At 51.6% G+C, this 14,174-nt stretch carries 13 protein-coding genes and 1 riboswitch; of the genes, 5 read left to right on the top strand and 8 right to left on the bottom strand.

Annotation, left to right across the window (positions count from 1 at the left end):
* Positions 1-210: 210 nt before the first annotated feature.
* Positions 211-1,089 carry a metallophosphoesterase family protein gene (locus ORD20_RS04330; protein ID WP_103373879.1) on the top strand — a complete coding sequence of 293 codons (879 nt, stop codon included), beginning with the start codon at positions 211-213 and terminating at the stop codon, positions 1,087-1,089.
* A gap of 244 nt (positions 1,090-1,333) precedes the next feature.
* Here the strand turns inward: ORD20_RS04330 and ORD20_RS04325 are convergent, their stop codons facing one another.
* Both ORD20_RS04325 and ORD20_RS04320 read right to left on the bottom strand, forming a co-directional pair.
* Positions 1,334-2,260, bottom strand: coding sequence for an acetamidase/formamidase family protein (locus tag ORD20_RS04325; protein WP_103373878.1), 927 nt, complete (start codon positions 2,258-2,260; stop codon positions 1,334-1,336).
* 142 nt (positions 2,261-2,402) lie between these two features.
* The gene (locus tag ORD20_RS04320; protein WP_430626538.1) at positions 2,403-3,545 is read right to left on the bottom strand and encodes an RNA-guided endonuclease InsQ/TnpB family protein; all 1,143 of its coding nucleotides are present in this window, start codon (positions 3,543-3,545) and stop codon (positions 2,403-2,405) included.
* Positions 3,546-4,075: 530 nt separating this feature from the next.
* Between ORD20_RS04320 and ORD20_RS04315 the strand changes: the two genes are divergently transcribed.
* Positions 4,076-4,696, top strand: coding sequence for a rhodanese-like domain-containing protein (locus ORD20_RS04315; RefSeq protein WP_103373876.1), 621 nt, complete (start codon positions 4,076-4,078; stop codon positions 4,694-4,696).
* A 115-nt stretch (positions 4,697-4,811) separates the two neighbouring features.
* On the opposite strand, the gene kdpC is transcribed toward ORD20_RS04315, so the two are convergent.
* The 5 genes from kdpC to ORD20_RS04290 form a co-directional block, all read right to left on the bottom strand.
* Positions 4,812-5,390, bottom strand: a complete 579-nt coding sequence (kdpC, locus tag ORD20_RS04310; protein WP_103373875.1) for a potassium-transporting ATPase subunit KdpC — start codon at positions 5,388-5,390, stop codon at positions 4,812-4,814.
* A 13-nt stretch (positions 5,391-5,403) separates the two neighbouring features.
* A complete protein-coding gene (kdpB, locus tag ORD20_RS04305; RefSeq protein ID WP_242968147.1) occupies positions 5,404-7,332 on the bottom strand; it encodes a potassium-transporting ATPase subunit KdpB in 1,929 nt (642 codons plus the stop codon).
* Between the two features lie 118 nt (positions 7,333-7,450).
* Complete coding sequence (gene kdpA, locus ORD20_RS04300; protein ID WP_103373874.1) at positions 7,451-9,145, bottom strand: potassium-transporting ATPase subunit KdpA; 1,695 nt, start codon at positions 9,143-9,145, stop codon at positions 7,451-7,453.
* 46 nt (positions 9,146-9,191) lie between these two features.
* Positions 9,192-9,272: a K(+)-transporting ATPase subunit F gene (gene kdpF, locus ORD20_RS04295; RefSeq protein WP_369825220.1), complete on the bottom strand. Its 81-nt coding sequence runs from the start codon at positions 9,270-9,272 to the stop codon at positions 9,192-9,194.
* Positions 9,273-9,282: 10 nt separating this feature from the next.
* Entirely contained in the window at positions 9,283-9,408 is a 126-nt protein-coding gene (locus tag ORD20_RS04290) for a hypothetical protein (protein WP_255398079.1), read from the bottom strand.
* 132 nt (positions 9,409-9,540) lie between these two features.
* Here ORD20_RS04290 and ORD20_RS04285 point away from each other — a divergent pair, with 132 nt between their 5' ends.
* From ORD20_RS04285 to ORD20_RS04275, 3 genes are all read left to right on the top strand, one after another.
* Positions 9,541-10,908, top strand: coding sequence for a GAF domain-containing sensor histidine kinase (locus tag ORD20_RS04285; protein WP_103373872.1), 1,368 nt, complete (start codon positions 9,541-9,543; stop codon positions 10,906-10,908).
* A 39-nt stretch (positions 10,909-10,947) separates the two neighbouring features.
* Positions 10,948-11,610 (top strand): response regulator, encoded by a 663-nt coding sequence (locus ORD20_RS04280; RefSeq protein ID WP_103373871.1) that lies wholly within the window; start codon positions 10,948-10,950, stop codon positions 11,608-11,610.
* A gap of 56 nt (positions 11,611-11,666) precedes the next feature.
* Positions 11,667-11,767, top strand: a riboswitch (SAM riboswitch).
* Positions 11,768-11,838: 71 nt separating this feature from the next.
* Complete coding sequence (locus ORD20_RS04275) at positions 11,839-13,128, top strand: O-acetylhomoserine aminocarboxypropyltransferase/cysteine synthase family protein (protein WP_103373870.1); 1,290 nt, start codon at positions 11,839-11,841, stop codon at positions 13,126-13,128.
* A 49-nt stretch (positions 13,129-13,177) separates the two neighbouring features.
* On the opposite strand, the gene ORD20_RS04270 is transcribed toward ORD20_RS04275, so the two are convergent.
* Positions 13,178-14,104 carry a class I SAM-dependent methyltransferase gene (locus tag ORD20_RS04270; protein WP_103373869.1) on the bottom strand — a complete coding sequence of 309 codons (927 nt, stop codon included), beginning with the start codon at positions 14,102-14,104 and terminating at the stop codon, positions 13,178-13,180.
* Positions 14,105-14,174: the final 70 nt, after the last annotated feature.

The raw sequence follows: 14,174 nt of genomic DNA, 5'->3' as shown, positions 1-14,174 counted from the left end.
CGAATCCTGTGAGGACTGCGGGTCCCGTTAGGGGCCGAGAAAAGCCGAAAGAGATTATCGTAGGTTTTTTTAACCAGGCTCTACGAAACATTAATTAATCCCTAATACCACGATCATGCCCTCATCATTCGCCTATGCGAAGATGAGCGCGTTACACGGTTGGGACCGTCCCTGTCGTGACAATGACTTTTCGATAAAGGACTGGTGTTCATGGAGGACATTACCCTTCTTCATATCTCGGACTTGCACGTCGATGGGCTTGGTAGTGACCGAAAACTGCCCGCTTCATATTGGTCCACTATGGCAGTAACGCTAAATCGCCTTAATCCTGATTTAATCGTCGTGACAGGCGATCTTACGACACATGGAGGGTGTGCTATCCAAGCGCTCTATCAAGCCCGGGAATTCTTAGAAAGCACAGGGCGTCCCTATCTGGTAGTGCCTGGTAACCATGACTTGTCTCCATCCTCTGTGATGCGTGAGGATGAATGTTACGAAGATGTCAAATGGCCTGAGACACATTTTTCCCAAGTTTTTTCACAACCATCTACTGTAACCCAACACATAGGGCCGGTGAGCGCCATCGGCATTGCGTTACGAGACGGCGATCCAGACCAATCGCTGTTACAGCTAAAAACCGCCTTGTCACAGGCTCCAGGACCCGTCTTAGTCTTTGGTCATTATCCTTTACGCCCTGTTCGCACTCAAGGAGTGTTAGCGAAATTTGGTTGGAGTCAATACATTCCGAATACCATGCCGGAATTTCGACGTATCTTAAAGTCTTCACCGCGCGTACGCCTTTATGGTTGCGGTCACGTTCACGCCGCCTCGGTCCAGCCAATCACCCCTGCCTTAGTTCAAATTTCTGCAGGTGGCTTAGGCCCTGGTCCCAGCCAATACTGGCTTTATAAAATCAATGCACAAGACATAACATTCTATTCCGTTGCCGGACCGGGCCCCGCAACTTTTTGGAATGAGGTCGATGCAGAACACGACAATGTCTACGATTATAACTGGGGGAAGACGAAAAGTGGACTGATTCGCTTAGCCCATGAACCGTCTCTGCTCACTCTCTCGGCACACTTCTAAATCGACGGGCCATGCCAGCGACATTGGACGGCACGGCCCTAGCATAGCTTTGTGATCTCTCAAGGAGCAACTGGGTGTGTACCGCTAGACCCCGGGCCTTGTCCTATCCTACGCCTCAGGCAAGCTAGATACATTGCTCTGGGCTGGATGAAAAAAGGACCGGCATGCGACAGAAAATCAACATGCCGATCCCATCAAACCTCATAGGCATTTCATTGTATACAAAAGACACCTTTATCCGTCTTTATAATCCGCCCTCGAAAATCTCCTTATCAAGGTGCATGGAGACGACCCAATTCGGCGCATCCACAATCTCTGAAATCTTTAAATCGCCCGCAATGCTCGCCACCATATAAGCATCTTCGTCAGATAGACCCGTCTTTTCGCTTATCAAAGCAATCATCTGGCGCGTCGCCATTCGTGCTGCCTCCCACAAGTCGGATGCAATGCCAGTGACGGCCCAAGCGTAGCCTGAACGTAGCGATCTGGGGTGGGTCTCCACCATGGGCGAAGTAAGTGGGCGATTTTTGACCAAATTGACCCGAAGAGTGACCTCTGAAGCAGTCTCCACAGCAGTGCCGCACACCTCGCCATCACCTTGAGCCGAGTGCGTGTCTCCGACAGACAAGAGCGCACCTTCTACGGCCACCGGAAGCCATAATCGAGATCCCGGAGTCATATGGCGAATATCCATATTTCCGCCCTGAGCACTGGGAGGCACAATGGAATGTTCACCGGCTTCAGCTGGGGCCACCCCGATAGTTCCGATAAACGGAGAAAGCGGTACGCGTAAGCCTGGCAAAAGCTCGGCGTATTTCGAGGTAATCCGCGATATGCGTAGGTGCGGTTCTTGAAATTCGTCCGCCAGGAGACCAAAACCGGGAATGATCGCAGTCCAGCCCCAGGCCTCCATCTCCATAGAAAGAATATCCACCACTAAAGCATCGCCAGGCTCAGCCCCCTCCACATATACAGGTCCCGTCACCGGATTGATATGGGAAAAGTCCAGTTGACGAACATCAGCCGGAGTGGAGTTTTGACTAATCTGTCCGCCCGAAGCTTCTGCAATCTGCATTCGAACAGTATCTTGCGACCGAACATGCAGGGCAGGCTCAATGGAATTGTTCCACACCGAGTGCGATTGCTCCTTAGATAAATGAAATGATGGCATCAAACTACACCTCCTTGCAAACCTTGGTCAACTATCCCGGCCTAAAGGCCGGAGCTTGCGACTCCCCGGAAGTGCGTCCGATGGCTGAACGCCATCTCCTTCCTTGGGCTGGGGTCGCATCGTAGGGCGGTTGACGTCGCCCTCACGACCGCGGGCCTGCCGCGATCGCCCCTGTCACCCGGTACTCAATTCCCTGGCGGTGCAGGTTCATGGCGCCAATCCGGTCATCGTTCGACCGGTAGTGGCATTGTTGGCACGCGAAGCGGTGTCGGCGCTTATCGCGATTTCCTCGGGCCACGTGCCCACAGTGGGGACAGGTTTGCGAGGTATAGCGCGGATCCACCGCGATCGTGCGGGACTGATATAGGGTCGCTTTATATTCGAGCATCTGGCGGAGTTGGTAAAAGGCCCACGACACGGACGTATACCGATCCCGTCGCCGGACCCGCTCCGTGGCCCCCCGCATCCCCGTCAGATCCTCCAGGACGAATAGCGTCTGAACCCCATAGCGGACCACGAGTGCCTTACTGACCCGATGGTTCACATCGGTCATCCAACGGTTTTCTCGTTGTCCTAAGCGTTTCAGGCGCCGGCGGGCGGACGGCGTCTGCCGCCGTTGCAGGGTCTGTCGAAGGAGCTTGAAGTGAGCACGCCGCGCTTTGACGGCGCGGCCGGGGAAAAAGGTAGTCTGCCCCTGGGAATCGTAGGCCGTCACCAGGACGTTGATGCCGAAGTCGAGCCCGACCACCTGACGAATCTCCGCCCAATCGGTCTCGGCCACGTCTTTCGTCATCGGTACAGGGAGAAACCAGCGACCATGGCGGTGCACAAGATGTGCCGTGCCACACTGCCAGGTCCCGTCGAAGAAGCGTTCCATGCCCTGCCGGGCGAAGGGGATCGGCACGCGGCCCGCCAGCGTATTGAGAGAGAATGCGCCGGCCTTCAAGGAATCGTCGCGATTCCAGACGAGATCGAAGGCCGGTTTGGTGAACCGCACCCGAGTCCAGGGGGCAATCACGGTTTTGATCACCGATTGCGCCATTTGGGATCGCAAGCCAAACTGCGCCCGCAAGGGCCGGTAGGTCTCGGTGTGGAGAGCGGCTTGCTGAAGGCCGTGCGTGGTATCGACGACCCCGGAGACCCAGTTGCAGCCCTGACGGTAAGCCTCGACGGTCTGCTGGAGCAACGTCACCTGATCCGGGTTCGAATACCATGGCACTTTCGCGGTCAAGGTCAGTACCGTCGCAGACGCCCCCCAACATTCATGAGACCTATCATATCGCAATGTTAGTGAGACCACAACATGGGAAGAAGGGAGGGTTTCTCTGACGCGGCTCCTCCCCGGCCTGAAGGCCGAGGTCTCTGCCGCGCGGTATTTTGATGAACCAGACTATACCACTCGGATTCTCGTAAAATTCTGCGGCCCCTGACCGACTAGGTCAACCGCTTTCCTCTTTTTGGCACCCCACCGCTTCGGATTATAACGCTGTGTCCGATAAAAGATGTCTGGTTCATGCCTGTGGATTAGACCTACTGCATATTCTGGCCTTAACAACCTAATCCTTATGACAAGGGCTATTAATCTCGTTATCAACTGAGGTCTTATTTTAACACGTGTGAAGTCATTACTTAAGGGGACACCTTCGTTCTTAGCTATTAAGTGAAGCTGTTTTATACTCAAGTGTAGTTGACAACTGATAGAAAATCGCCACAATATACCCTATATGGTATAAGGGTTCAATCGGGCTGTGCGACCGGTTTGATCCGTAACAACCCAAAACCCAATTCCGCACCATGGAGAAGGAGATGCATAACATGGCAGAAATCACGGCGGAGGAATTTGTGTCGGAAGTGGGACGGGGGGTAGCACTATTTCTAGACATTAATCCTCCGGACATCTATTCCAAAGGTCACCCTGCAGGGACCTACAATTTCCCCTATCATCGTCGCAACTGGGGACGTGACGTCAAGCGCGCGTTAAACGGTCAAACGCCCCCGATTGGTCTTTTTGGCAATGACACCGCGACTGTCGATGCAGCCGCGCAAAGTCTAGAGGATGAAGGATTGTCCGTCGTCTTCAAATTCGGCCATGGTTTAATCGCGTGGGAAAAGGAAAAACTTCCGGTTGAGCGTGTCAAAGACCTCACACCTGATGAGCTCGCCAAGAGCCTTGGGGATTATGTCGTCATTGATGTACGTGAAGCCTACGAATTGCGTAGTGGAAAGATCCCCGGGGCTCTGCACATTCCCATGGGCCAATTGCAAAGCCGGATTAATGAATTGGAAAAAGACAAAGCGTACGCCATTGTATGTGCATCGGGTGGACGCAGTTCTTCCGTAGCGGCGTGGATGTCGCAACTTGGTTATGATGTATCCAATGTCGTGGGCGGCATGTCGTTATGGGCTGGCAAACGCCACCCTATGGAACGTGGCTAAAAACGCTGTCAGTAATCTTGCCATCGATAACACACCAGCCATCCTTATTATGGATGGCTGGTGTGTTATTCGGAGCAATGTTCTAGTCGTCAGAAGCCTTCCCATTTTGTCACCCTTAACCCCGGTGCACCAGTTTATACAGCGCGAGGTTAAGTTGGACGACATTGAGGCGCTGAACGCCAAAAATACCAAATTGCGGACCTAGAATCTGGCTATCGACAAGATGTTTCAACACGGCAGGGCTTAAACCGGTAGCCTTGGCCACTCGAGGAATTTGAATCAGAGCTGCCTGCACCGAGATGTCCGGATCAAGCCCAGACCCTGAGCTTTCGACCAAACTTGCCGGAATCTGATTGGTACGAAGGCCAGGAATCGTGGCCTTCAGCGTATGAATGCGTTGCACAATATGGCTTATCAACAGCCGATTGGTGGGGCCCAAATTGCTCGCTGTTGAGGCGTCTGGATTATACGGAGGAATAGTCGCAGACGGTCGCCCCCAAAAATATTGATTCTCGTCAAAATATTGTCCGACATGACGGGACGCCACAACGGTCGTTCCTATACGCACGGGACTACCGTTGGCTTGCCACGGAAACACCACTTGACTAATCCCAGTCATGACCAGTGGATAGGCGACACCGACCAATAACCAAGTTGATACCGTCAAGACAATGATGGGCCGTAAAAACTTCATAGGCTTCCTCCCTCTATGCCAAACCAAAAAGACCTAAGATGTGGTCAATGCCCCAGATCGCAATAAACGGAATAATTACCCCCAAAACACCCCAATTAAAAATATTTCGCGCCAGCATCGCATCCGCACTTTCCGCCCGGTATTTCACGCCGCGAATCGCAAAAGGAATAAGCGCAGGGATAATGAGTGCATTAAAAATGAGCGCAGACAAAATAGCCCCATGGGGTGTTTTGAGCCCCATGATGTTGAGCGCCTTCAGTCCCGACAATTCCGGCACGGCCGCAAACATCGCGGGAATGATCGCAAAGTATTTGGCGATATCATTAGAAATCGAAAAGGTCGTAAGCGCTCCGCGCGTAATGAGAAGTTGTTTCCCCACCATCACCACATCTAACAGCTTGGTAGGGTTGGAGTCTAAGTCAATCATATTCCCGGCTTCTTTGGCCGCCATCGTTCCGCTATTCATTGCCAGCCCGACATCCGCTTGCGCCAAGGCTGGAGCATCATTGGTGCCGTCTCCCGTCATCGCCACTAATTTTCCCTGACTCTGTTCCTTTTTAATCAACGCAATTTTATCTTCGGGTTTGGCCTCTGCGATGAAATCATCAACACCCGCCTCTTGCGCAATGACCGCTGCTGTAATCTTATTGTCGCCCGTAGCCATAACGGTCCGAATGCCCATGGCCCGAAAATCATTAAACCGCTCCTTGAGCCCCGATTTGACAATGTCTTTCAGACGAATGATCCCAAGCGCCCTGCCATCCATCTCCACAGCCAACGGCGTGCCCCCATCTTTCGCCACACGTTCAGCGTTTTGCTCTAATTCCGCAGGAGGATCCTCTACAATATCGCGAATGGCACTCACCGCGCCTTTACGAATTTTCCTCCCATCCGCCAAATCAATGCCACTCATGCGCGTATGTGCCGAAAATGGCACGGCTTCCCCTTCATACTGTGGAAGCTCTTTGATGTGCAGGATGTCTTGGGCTAATTCCACCACCGATCGTCCTTCGGGGGTGGTGTCCGCTAAGGAGGATATGAGAGAGGCTTCCGCCAGTTCTTCTTGCGTAACTCCGGGTACGGGTAAAAATTCTGTGGCCATGCGGTTGCCGATCGTAATGGTTCCCGTTTTATCTAAAATAATAGTGTCAATATCTCCGGCTGCTTCCACCGCCCGACCACTTTTCGCAACGACGTTGACCAATGAGACACGGTTCATACCTGCAATCCCAATGGCTGATAATAAAGCGCCAATCGTCGTGGGAATCAAACACACTAAAAGGGCTACCATCGTGGTAATATTGGCGGCATGCGGTCCAAAATAACGCGCAATGGGCACGAGAGTCACCACGACGAGAACAAAAATCAGCGTGAGCACCCCTAAAAGAGCCGAGAGCGCTATCTCATTGGGTGTTTTCTGCCGTTCTGCGCCCTCCACCAACGCGATCATCCGGTCTAAGAACGTCTCTCCAGCATTAACGGTAATTTCTATCACCAAGTGATCAGACAACAACACCGTCCCGCCTGTCACGCCATCATCCGCCGCCTTAACCACAGGAGCCGATTCGCCGGTGATAGCGGATTCATCAACAGAACCCACGCCTTCAATGACTACGCCATCGCCCGGAATGACGTCCCCTGCTTCTACAAGCACCTTAGCGCCCTTAGTAAGTTGGGGTGCATCAACCCATGACGTCGTTCCATCTGGCAATAAGAGCTTCGCACGTGTCGAGGACTTAGTACGCCGAAGAAAATCGGCTTGGGCACGCCCTCTGGCCTCAGCAAAGGCTTCCGCAAAGTTGGCAAAAAGAATGGTTAGAAACAAAATAATTGCCACCAGAAGATCGTAATTACGGTCGGCCGCACCTTTTTGAATCAATGTTAGCCAAACCACGACAGCCGTTCCCAATTCCACGACAAACATCACCGGATTGTGAATCATTTCCCGCGGATCCAGTTTGCGGATGGTCGCCTTGAGAATGCTCGCTGTATAGCTTCGCTGTCCTGCAATTTCTTGTGCTGCCAACGGGCTTCAGACTCCTTTCTCATCCAGTCATCCGTTAAAAAAGGTGGTGTGCCATCATTAAGTACTGTTCGGCCAAAGGCCCCAAAGCCATCACCGGGAAAAAGGTCAACGCATTTAAGACCACAATGGCCCCCAGTAAAATGCCGCCAAACAGCACGGTGTCGGTATGCATTGTGCCAGATGTCTCAGGCACAGCGCGTTTTCTTGCCAAAGATGCTCCCACCAACAGCATGACTAAAATGGACGCGTAACGGCCGAGAATCATCACAACACCGATGGCCACTTCATAAAATGGCAGCCCAGCATTAAGACCTGCAAACGCTGACCCGTTATTCGCCGCCGCTGAACTAAAAGCGTAGAGAATTTCGGACAAACCATGCGGCCCCGGATTCAAAATTCCCGCCAGTCCTATAGGACTAGCCACAGCGATGGCCGTCCCCACTAATATTAAAAGCGGGTGCATTAAAAAGGCGATGGAGGCCAAAGACACCTCCCGCGCTTCAATTTTCTTGCCCAAGAACTCCGGGGTCCGCCCGACCATGAGTCCCATTAAAAAGATCGTAATAATGACGAACATCACCATATTCAAAAGTCCAGAACCAGAGGCACCAAAGACCATGTTCAAAAACATGCCGAGGAAAAACGATAACGACGATAACGGTAAATAACTATCGTGCGCACTCGCCACGGAACCGGTCGAAAACGCCATCGTCGATGTTTCAAAAATCGATGTGCCGCCCATGCCAAACCGCATTTCCTTACCCACCATGTTCGCGTGGCCATGCAGGCCTAGCGCATTGATAATCGGGTTTCCAGCCATTTCCGGAAAATACAGCAATGCGAGCATAACCAGATAAAACACCCCGGCCACACCAATGAGCGTCCATGCCAATCGTTTTCTCCCGGTCATCACTCCAAACGTATAAAAAAGGGCAACGGGCAAGAGTCCCATCGAAATCGTTTCGATCAGGTTAGAAAACGCCGTGGGGTTTTCTAACGGGTTGGCGCTATTGGCGTTCGTAAACCCGCCCCCATTTTGCCCTAGGTGCTCTATGGCTTCCCACGTGGCTATTGGCCCTTGAGGCACGGTCTGCGTCTGTCCCGTAATGGTATGTAGGTGAAGATACGGCCCCAACGATTGGGGCACCCCCTGCCCGACCAGAACAAGAGCAACAACGATGGCCATTGGCAGCAATAAGCGAGTTACGACCAAGGTCACGTCCACAAAGAAATTGCCCATCTTCTTTCCGGACAGCATGCGCAAAAATGCGATAGCGGCCGCCACGGCGGTAGCCGGCGTTACAAATTGTAAATAGGATAAAACGGCAAACTGTGAAAAATAGGACATCGTTAATTCCCCAGAATACGCCTGCCAATTCGTATTCGTAACGAAACTGGCCGCCGTATTAAAAGCCAATTCGGGATTAATTCCTTTCAAATGCTGGGGATTAAAGGGCATTATTCCTTGCACGCGCAATAGAAAATAGGCCCCTAACATCCACACAACATTCGTGAAAATCAACGCCAGCCCATATTGTTTGACCGTCATGGCACTCTGACGCGTCACGCCCATCGCGCGAAATATCGTATTTTCAATGGGAGTCAGGGGTTTATCAAGTAGCGTAGGCTGAAACGTGAAGACTTTGGCAATATACGTGCCCAGTGGCTTCACGGTAAAGGCAAAAACCGCGATAACCACTATCCACGTTATCACCGTTTGTGTCGACACACATTGTCCCCCCTTAAAAATGTCCCGGATACGTCAAACTCCCGTATTAAAATTTTTCTGGATGTACAATAACATACACGAGATAGACCATCACAAGAACGGATAGCGCCAATAAGAACCAGTCCATAAAATCCCCCTTATGACAACTGCTCGAGAAAATGAAGCAATGCCACCATGGCGGCATATAGCAGCAAAGTCAAAACCACCATTTCCACGTCTGCCATATGGTGACTCCTTCCATACATGGGTGTAACAAACGACACTAGTATATCAAGCCTGCTGCGAATAAATCCGTAAAAATTTTCCTTGCCCCGATAAAAACCGCATAAAAAGACAGTGCGCCCATTTCGTGCTATAGTCAATATACATTCATAATTAAGCTAAAGAGGTTGAAAATGCCCCCAACAGCCGACCCCGCAGAACGGACGTCCGCAAAACCATGGCGATGGATTGCAACACTGATGGCCATGGCAGGAGTCAGCGTGACCATTGTCTTATTTCATTATCTGGTCGCCCCTTATCTGCCGCGTGGATCGCACGATTTTTCTCTAGCTATTATCTTAGTGATTGGTACAGGCTTCTTCTCCTATTTTGTTTTTGGCATCCTATCGCAACAACAAAAGGCGGTCACACTAGCCAATCAGCGCTTAGAACGACAACGTGACGGACTCACCGCGTTGCGTGAAGCCTCGTACGCCATGACCACGGTGGGAGACTGGCATGATATTGTCCAAAATGTGGTAGATGTTGCGCGCAAGCTCACAGGGGCCAGATACGCCGCGCTCGCAGTACTGGAAGACGACGACGCCTATACAATCAGCCAATTCTTCACATCTGGTTTAAGTGCCGAAGAAGTGGCAGCAATGGGCCCTTATCCGACGGGGCGTGGACTACTGGGCGAAGTGATTCGCACGCGTCGTCCGATTCGCCTGCAGCGCCTGCAAGACCATCCAGCATCCGTTGGATTTCCGCCACATCACCCCAAAATGGAAAGCTTTTTAGGTCTCCCTTTACTCTATCAAAATCAAGTCATGGGCCATTTATACCTTACGGAAAAAGCCGGAGGCTTTACAGCAGACGATCAATCCATGGTCGAACTATTTGCCCGACAAGCCGCAGCGGTCATTGCCAATGCCCGCTTTTATCAAGACCGTGAATCATTTGCGACGTTAAAAGAACGCGAACGCATTGGCCGAGATCTTCATGATGGCGTATTGCAGACGCTTTACGGCACGACTCTGTCCATTGATAACCTTGTAGACTCCGTCGAGACACTAGATCCGTTTGCGATTAAAGAGCTCATGCGCATCAGCGAAACGTTAAGCCTTCTCATGACCGACATTCGGTTCTTTATCCAAAGTCTCGAGTCGACATCCATTGACTTTAAAATTGCCCTGACGGACATGCTTAGGCGCCAAGGGCCAATGGATGACATTTCCATGGAATTTGATGATTCCCGGTATTTGGACTTACACCCCGAACGTATTCACGATTTGCTGTTAAGCATACAAGAAGCCGTCTCCAATGCGCGTAGCCATGGCCATGCTCATCACATATTGGTGCATTGGCATTCCACTGCGGAATCATACCAAGTGCAAATCATCGATGACGGCGAGGGCTTTGTTCCGCAGCCAGATGCCTCCCATACGCACTTCGGGGTACGGAACATGTCTAAGCGCATGGAGCGATGGCATGGGCACGTGGATATCCAAAGTCGATTGCATGAAGGTACAACTGTCACCCTTACCGCCCCCTGGCTATAATGAGGGGTAAGAACTCTTTATTTAAGGAGGGCACAAACAATGCCCGAGGATAATCCGATACGCGTTGCTATTGTCGATGATCATGAAGTCGTACGCATTGGTCTGCGCAATATGATTGAACGCCAGCCCGATATGGTTATGGCCCAAGAATGGGAAAGCGGCCAAGAGGCCATCGACCATATTCCAGGTAATGTTGATGTTGTGGTCCTAGACGTTCGTTTGCCGGATATCAATGGCATGGAAGTCTGCCGCAAGCTTAAAGATCAAGATCCCAATCTCCGCATTATTATGCTCACCTCATTTGGGAGCCAAGATTTGGTGGTTGACGCGGTGAATGCCGGGGCTTCAGGCTACCTCCTCAAGGAATCCCGCGGACGCGCTGTTATTGACGGCATCCGCACGGTCGCTCAAGGTGGCGCATTATTTGGCCCTGAAGTCACATCACAGTTGCTCGAGCGCCTTCGCAATCCTAAAGTCACTACCGATGCCGTGGAAACGCTCACTGCGCAGGAAAAGAAAGTCCTCGAACTCATTGCCCAAGGCCGAACCAACAAAGAGATTGGCCAACTAATTTTCTTGAGTGATAAAACGGTCAAGCATTATGTCAGCAACATTCTCAGTAAATTAGGATATACCAGGCGTTCCGAAGCGGCTGCCCATTTTGCCCGCTATAATGCACCCGAAACCAATGAGGAAAACTAACTAATCCATATTGACGAAATACCTGACATTCTTTATCCTGTTATTCAATTGAAAACCTCTTATGGAGAGTGGCGGAGGGACTGGCCCGATGATGCCCGGCAACCGGCCTTGATGGTTATGGTGCCAATTCCTGCAGCATATTGCTGAGAAATGAGAGGCCGACACCAGAAGAGCCGGCTCTTACTGGTGTTTTTTTATGCGTCACCTTGATAAGGAGGCTTTAAATTAATGGAAAAGCCAAACCATTGGCAATTCGAAACAACGGCTGTCCGGGGTGGATACACACCGGATGCGGCAACATCGGCCGTCGCGACCCCGATTTATCAAACGGTAGGTTATGCCTTTAAAGATTCCGAACACGCAGCCCGGCTCTTTAATCTTGAAGAACCTGGCAATATTTATACCCGTATCATGAATCCCACCACCGATATTCTGGAACAACGTCTAGCCGCGCTCGAAGGCGGCCAAGCGGCTGTCGCCTTTTCATCAGGCATGGCAGCTATTACGGCGGCCATTTTGAATCTCTGTCGAGCGGGTGATGACATTATTGCCTCGACGTCTTTATATGGAGGTACCTGGACACTCTTTACCTCCACGCTTAAGGATTTCGGCATCACTGTCCGGTTTGTGGCCGACAACGACCTTGCTGAGGCCGATGCCCTGATCACCGAGCACACGCGCGGTGTCTTCGTGGAGTCAATTGGCAATCCTCGGCTCAATGTGACCGATATCGCCGCGTGGGCAGATTTTGCGCATCGTCACCACGTGCCGCTTATCGTGGATAATACCTTTGCGACTCCATATTTAGAGCAGCCCATCGCATACGGGGCAGATATTGTCATCCATTCACTGACGAAATGGATTGGCGGACATGGCACCTCACTCGGCGGCATCGTCATTGACTCGGGCCGATTTAATTACAATGTACCAAAATTCCCTCTCTATTCGGAGCCTGATGCAAGCTACCACGGCATTGTGTTCGGCGAACAACCCAGCTCCTATGCCCTACGCTTGCGCGTGAAAACCCTGCGAGATACAGGCGCCGCATTAGCCCCTTTCAATGCGTTTTTGATTCTATTAGGGCTTGAAACATTGGCATTGCGCATGAAAGAAGCAAGCCAGTCTGCCGCATTCATTGCCGACCGCCTAGCCCATCATCCCCTCGTCAGTTGGGTCAATTATCCCGGCCTGCCAGCCGACCCCGCCCATTTGAACGCGCGCAAGTATTTACGGGAAAACCTCTTTGGTACCATGCTCAATTTCGGTGTCAAAGGTGGACGCGCACAAGCCGAGCAAGTCATGAATCATTTGCAGCTCTGGATTATTGTGGCCAACGTCGGCGATGCCCGGTCTATGGCCATTCACCCGGCATCGACAACCCATCAACAGTTAAGTCCGCAAGAACAAGAACTAGCGGGCGCCGGGGGTGACCTCATTCGGTTATCCGTAGGGCTGGAGAATGCTCACGACCTGTGGGCCGATTTGGAGCAAGCATTAAACGCGTCCACTCACGCCTAACTATTGTGGCCAGTGTGAACCTAAAACGCCCACACTGGCCCCTTTTGGGTCAGTATTCGACTAACTGCATGGTGTCACGGTCCTTACGCCGCCCAGCCAGCGTCATTCGCCTCAATACTATGAGAGTATACGGGCCATGGGTTTTCATGCGCATCAAGGCCAAATGTTCCCGCGCTGCAAGAATCCCGAGCGTACGCACACTATATGTCCGTCCTTTTGGGCTCGTACTCGCCACTTCTATAGCAAACAATTTTGACCACAAGGTATTATCATCCACCGAAGAAATCACACAAACGATTCCATTGGGTGCCAACTGCTTGCGCATATGATGAAAGATTTGCCGCACCTGCGTCGCTGAAAATTCTTCTAAAAACCGTACTGCACTCACCACATCAAACGGCCCTGTTGGCAAACCCGCTAAAACGTCGCCTGCGACTAAACGTACTGATGAGAAGGACCTTGTGCGACACCGAGCAATAACTGAAGGGGTATCCAACATCGTCACATCAACCCCCATTTGGCTTAGCTGCCGTGCCAAATCACCCGTACCCCCGCCAATATCAAGCCAGCGCATTCCTGTTGAGGGTTTGATATTGGCGATAAGGAAGGTATTCATCTCTTGACCGGAGTCGGTAAGGCGCATATCATCCGCCGCATGCTTCCATGGTGCCAGCGCTTCCTCACAAAAAGGCACCAAGTGAACCCAGCGCCTCACCGCATCAATGCGCGTGATACGACGGGGATCCGGGGGTGCGCCGCACCACAGCCACCGTTGCCCACTGTAGCGCACCACCCCTAGTTGTGCCAATGTATGCACTATTTCACAAGCCGGAAATCCTTTGTTTCTCCCCAACTCCCTTATCATTTCATTATCAGCGCCCTCAACCAACATAAGATATAGCCCTGACAAGATCACTGCATACATCACGGCATCCACATAAAAATCCCGGTCCAACAAAGCCCAGTCCGCATCCATGGAAACACACCTCACAAGGATTAATTGGGTTGCGTTTTCCACCTTATGCGGGAGATATCATAAAGTGCTT

The sequence above is a fragment of the Sulfobacillus thermotolerans genome, from assembly GCF_039623705.1.
Lineage (GTDB): Bacteria > Bacillota > Sulfobacillia > Sulfobacillales > Sulfobacillaceae > Sulfobacillus > Sulfobacillus thermotolerans.
Note: the sequence above shows the minus strand (reverse complement) of the source record. Positions and strands in the feature narration are given on the sequence as shown.

Excerpts from the sequence above, each read along its gene's own strand:
- kdpB (WP_242968147.1), bottom strand. The coding sequence starts at position 7,332 with ATGATTCACAATCCGGTGATGTTTGTCGTGGAATTGGGAACGGCTGTC.
- ORD20_RS04280 (WP_103373871.1), top strand. The coding sequence starts at position 10,948 with ATGCCCGAGGATAATCCGATACGCGTTGCTATTGTCGATGATCATGAA.
- kdpF (WP_369825220.1), bottom strand. The coding sequence starts at position 9,272 with ATGGACTGGTTCTTATTGGCGCTATCCGTTCTTGTGATGGTCTATCTC.
- kdpC (WP_103373875.1), bottom strand. The coding sequence starts at position 5,390 with ATGAAGTTTTTACGGCCCATCATTGTCTTGACGGTATCAACTTGGTTA.
- ORD20_RS04330 (WP_103373879.1), top strand. The coding sequence starts at position 211 with ATGGAGGACATTACCCTTCTTCATATCTCGGACTTGCACGTCGATGGG.
- ORD20_RS04315 (WP_103373876.1), top strand. The coding sequence starts at position 4,076 with ATGGCAGAAATCACGGCGGAGGAATTTGTGTCGGAAGTGGGACGGGGG.
- ORD20_RS04325 (WP_103373878.1), bottom strand. The coding sequence starts at position 2,260 with ATGCCATCATTTCATTTATCTAAGGAGCAATCGCACTCGGTGTGGAAC.
- ORD20_RS04275 (WP_103373870.1), top strand. The coding sequence starts at position 11,839 with ATGGAAAAGCCAAACCATTGGCAATTCGAAACAACGGCTGTCCGGGGT.
- ORD20_RS04285 (WP_103373872.1), top strand. The coding sequence starts at position 9,541 with ATGCCCCCAACAGCCGACCCCGCAGAACGGACGTCCGCAAAACCATGG.
- ORD20_RS04270 (WP_103373869.1), bottom strand. The coding sequence starts at position 14,104 with ATGGATGCGGACTGGGCTTTGTTGGACCGGGATTTTTATGTGGATGCC.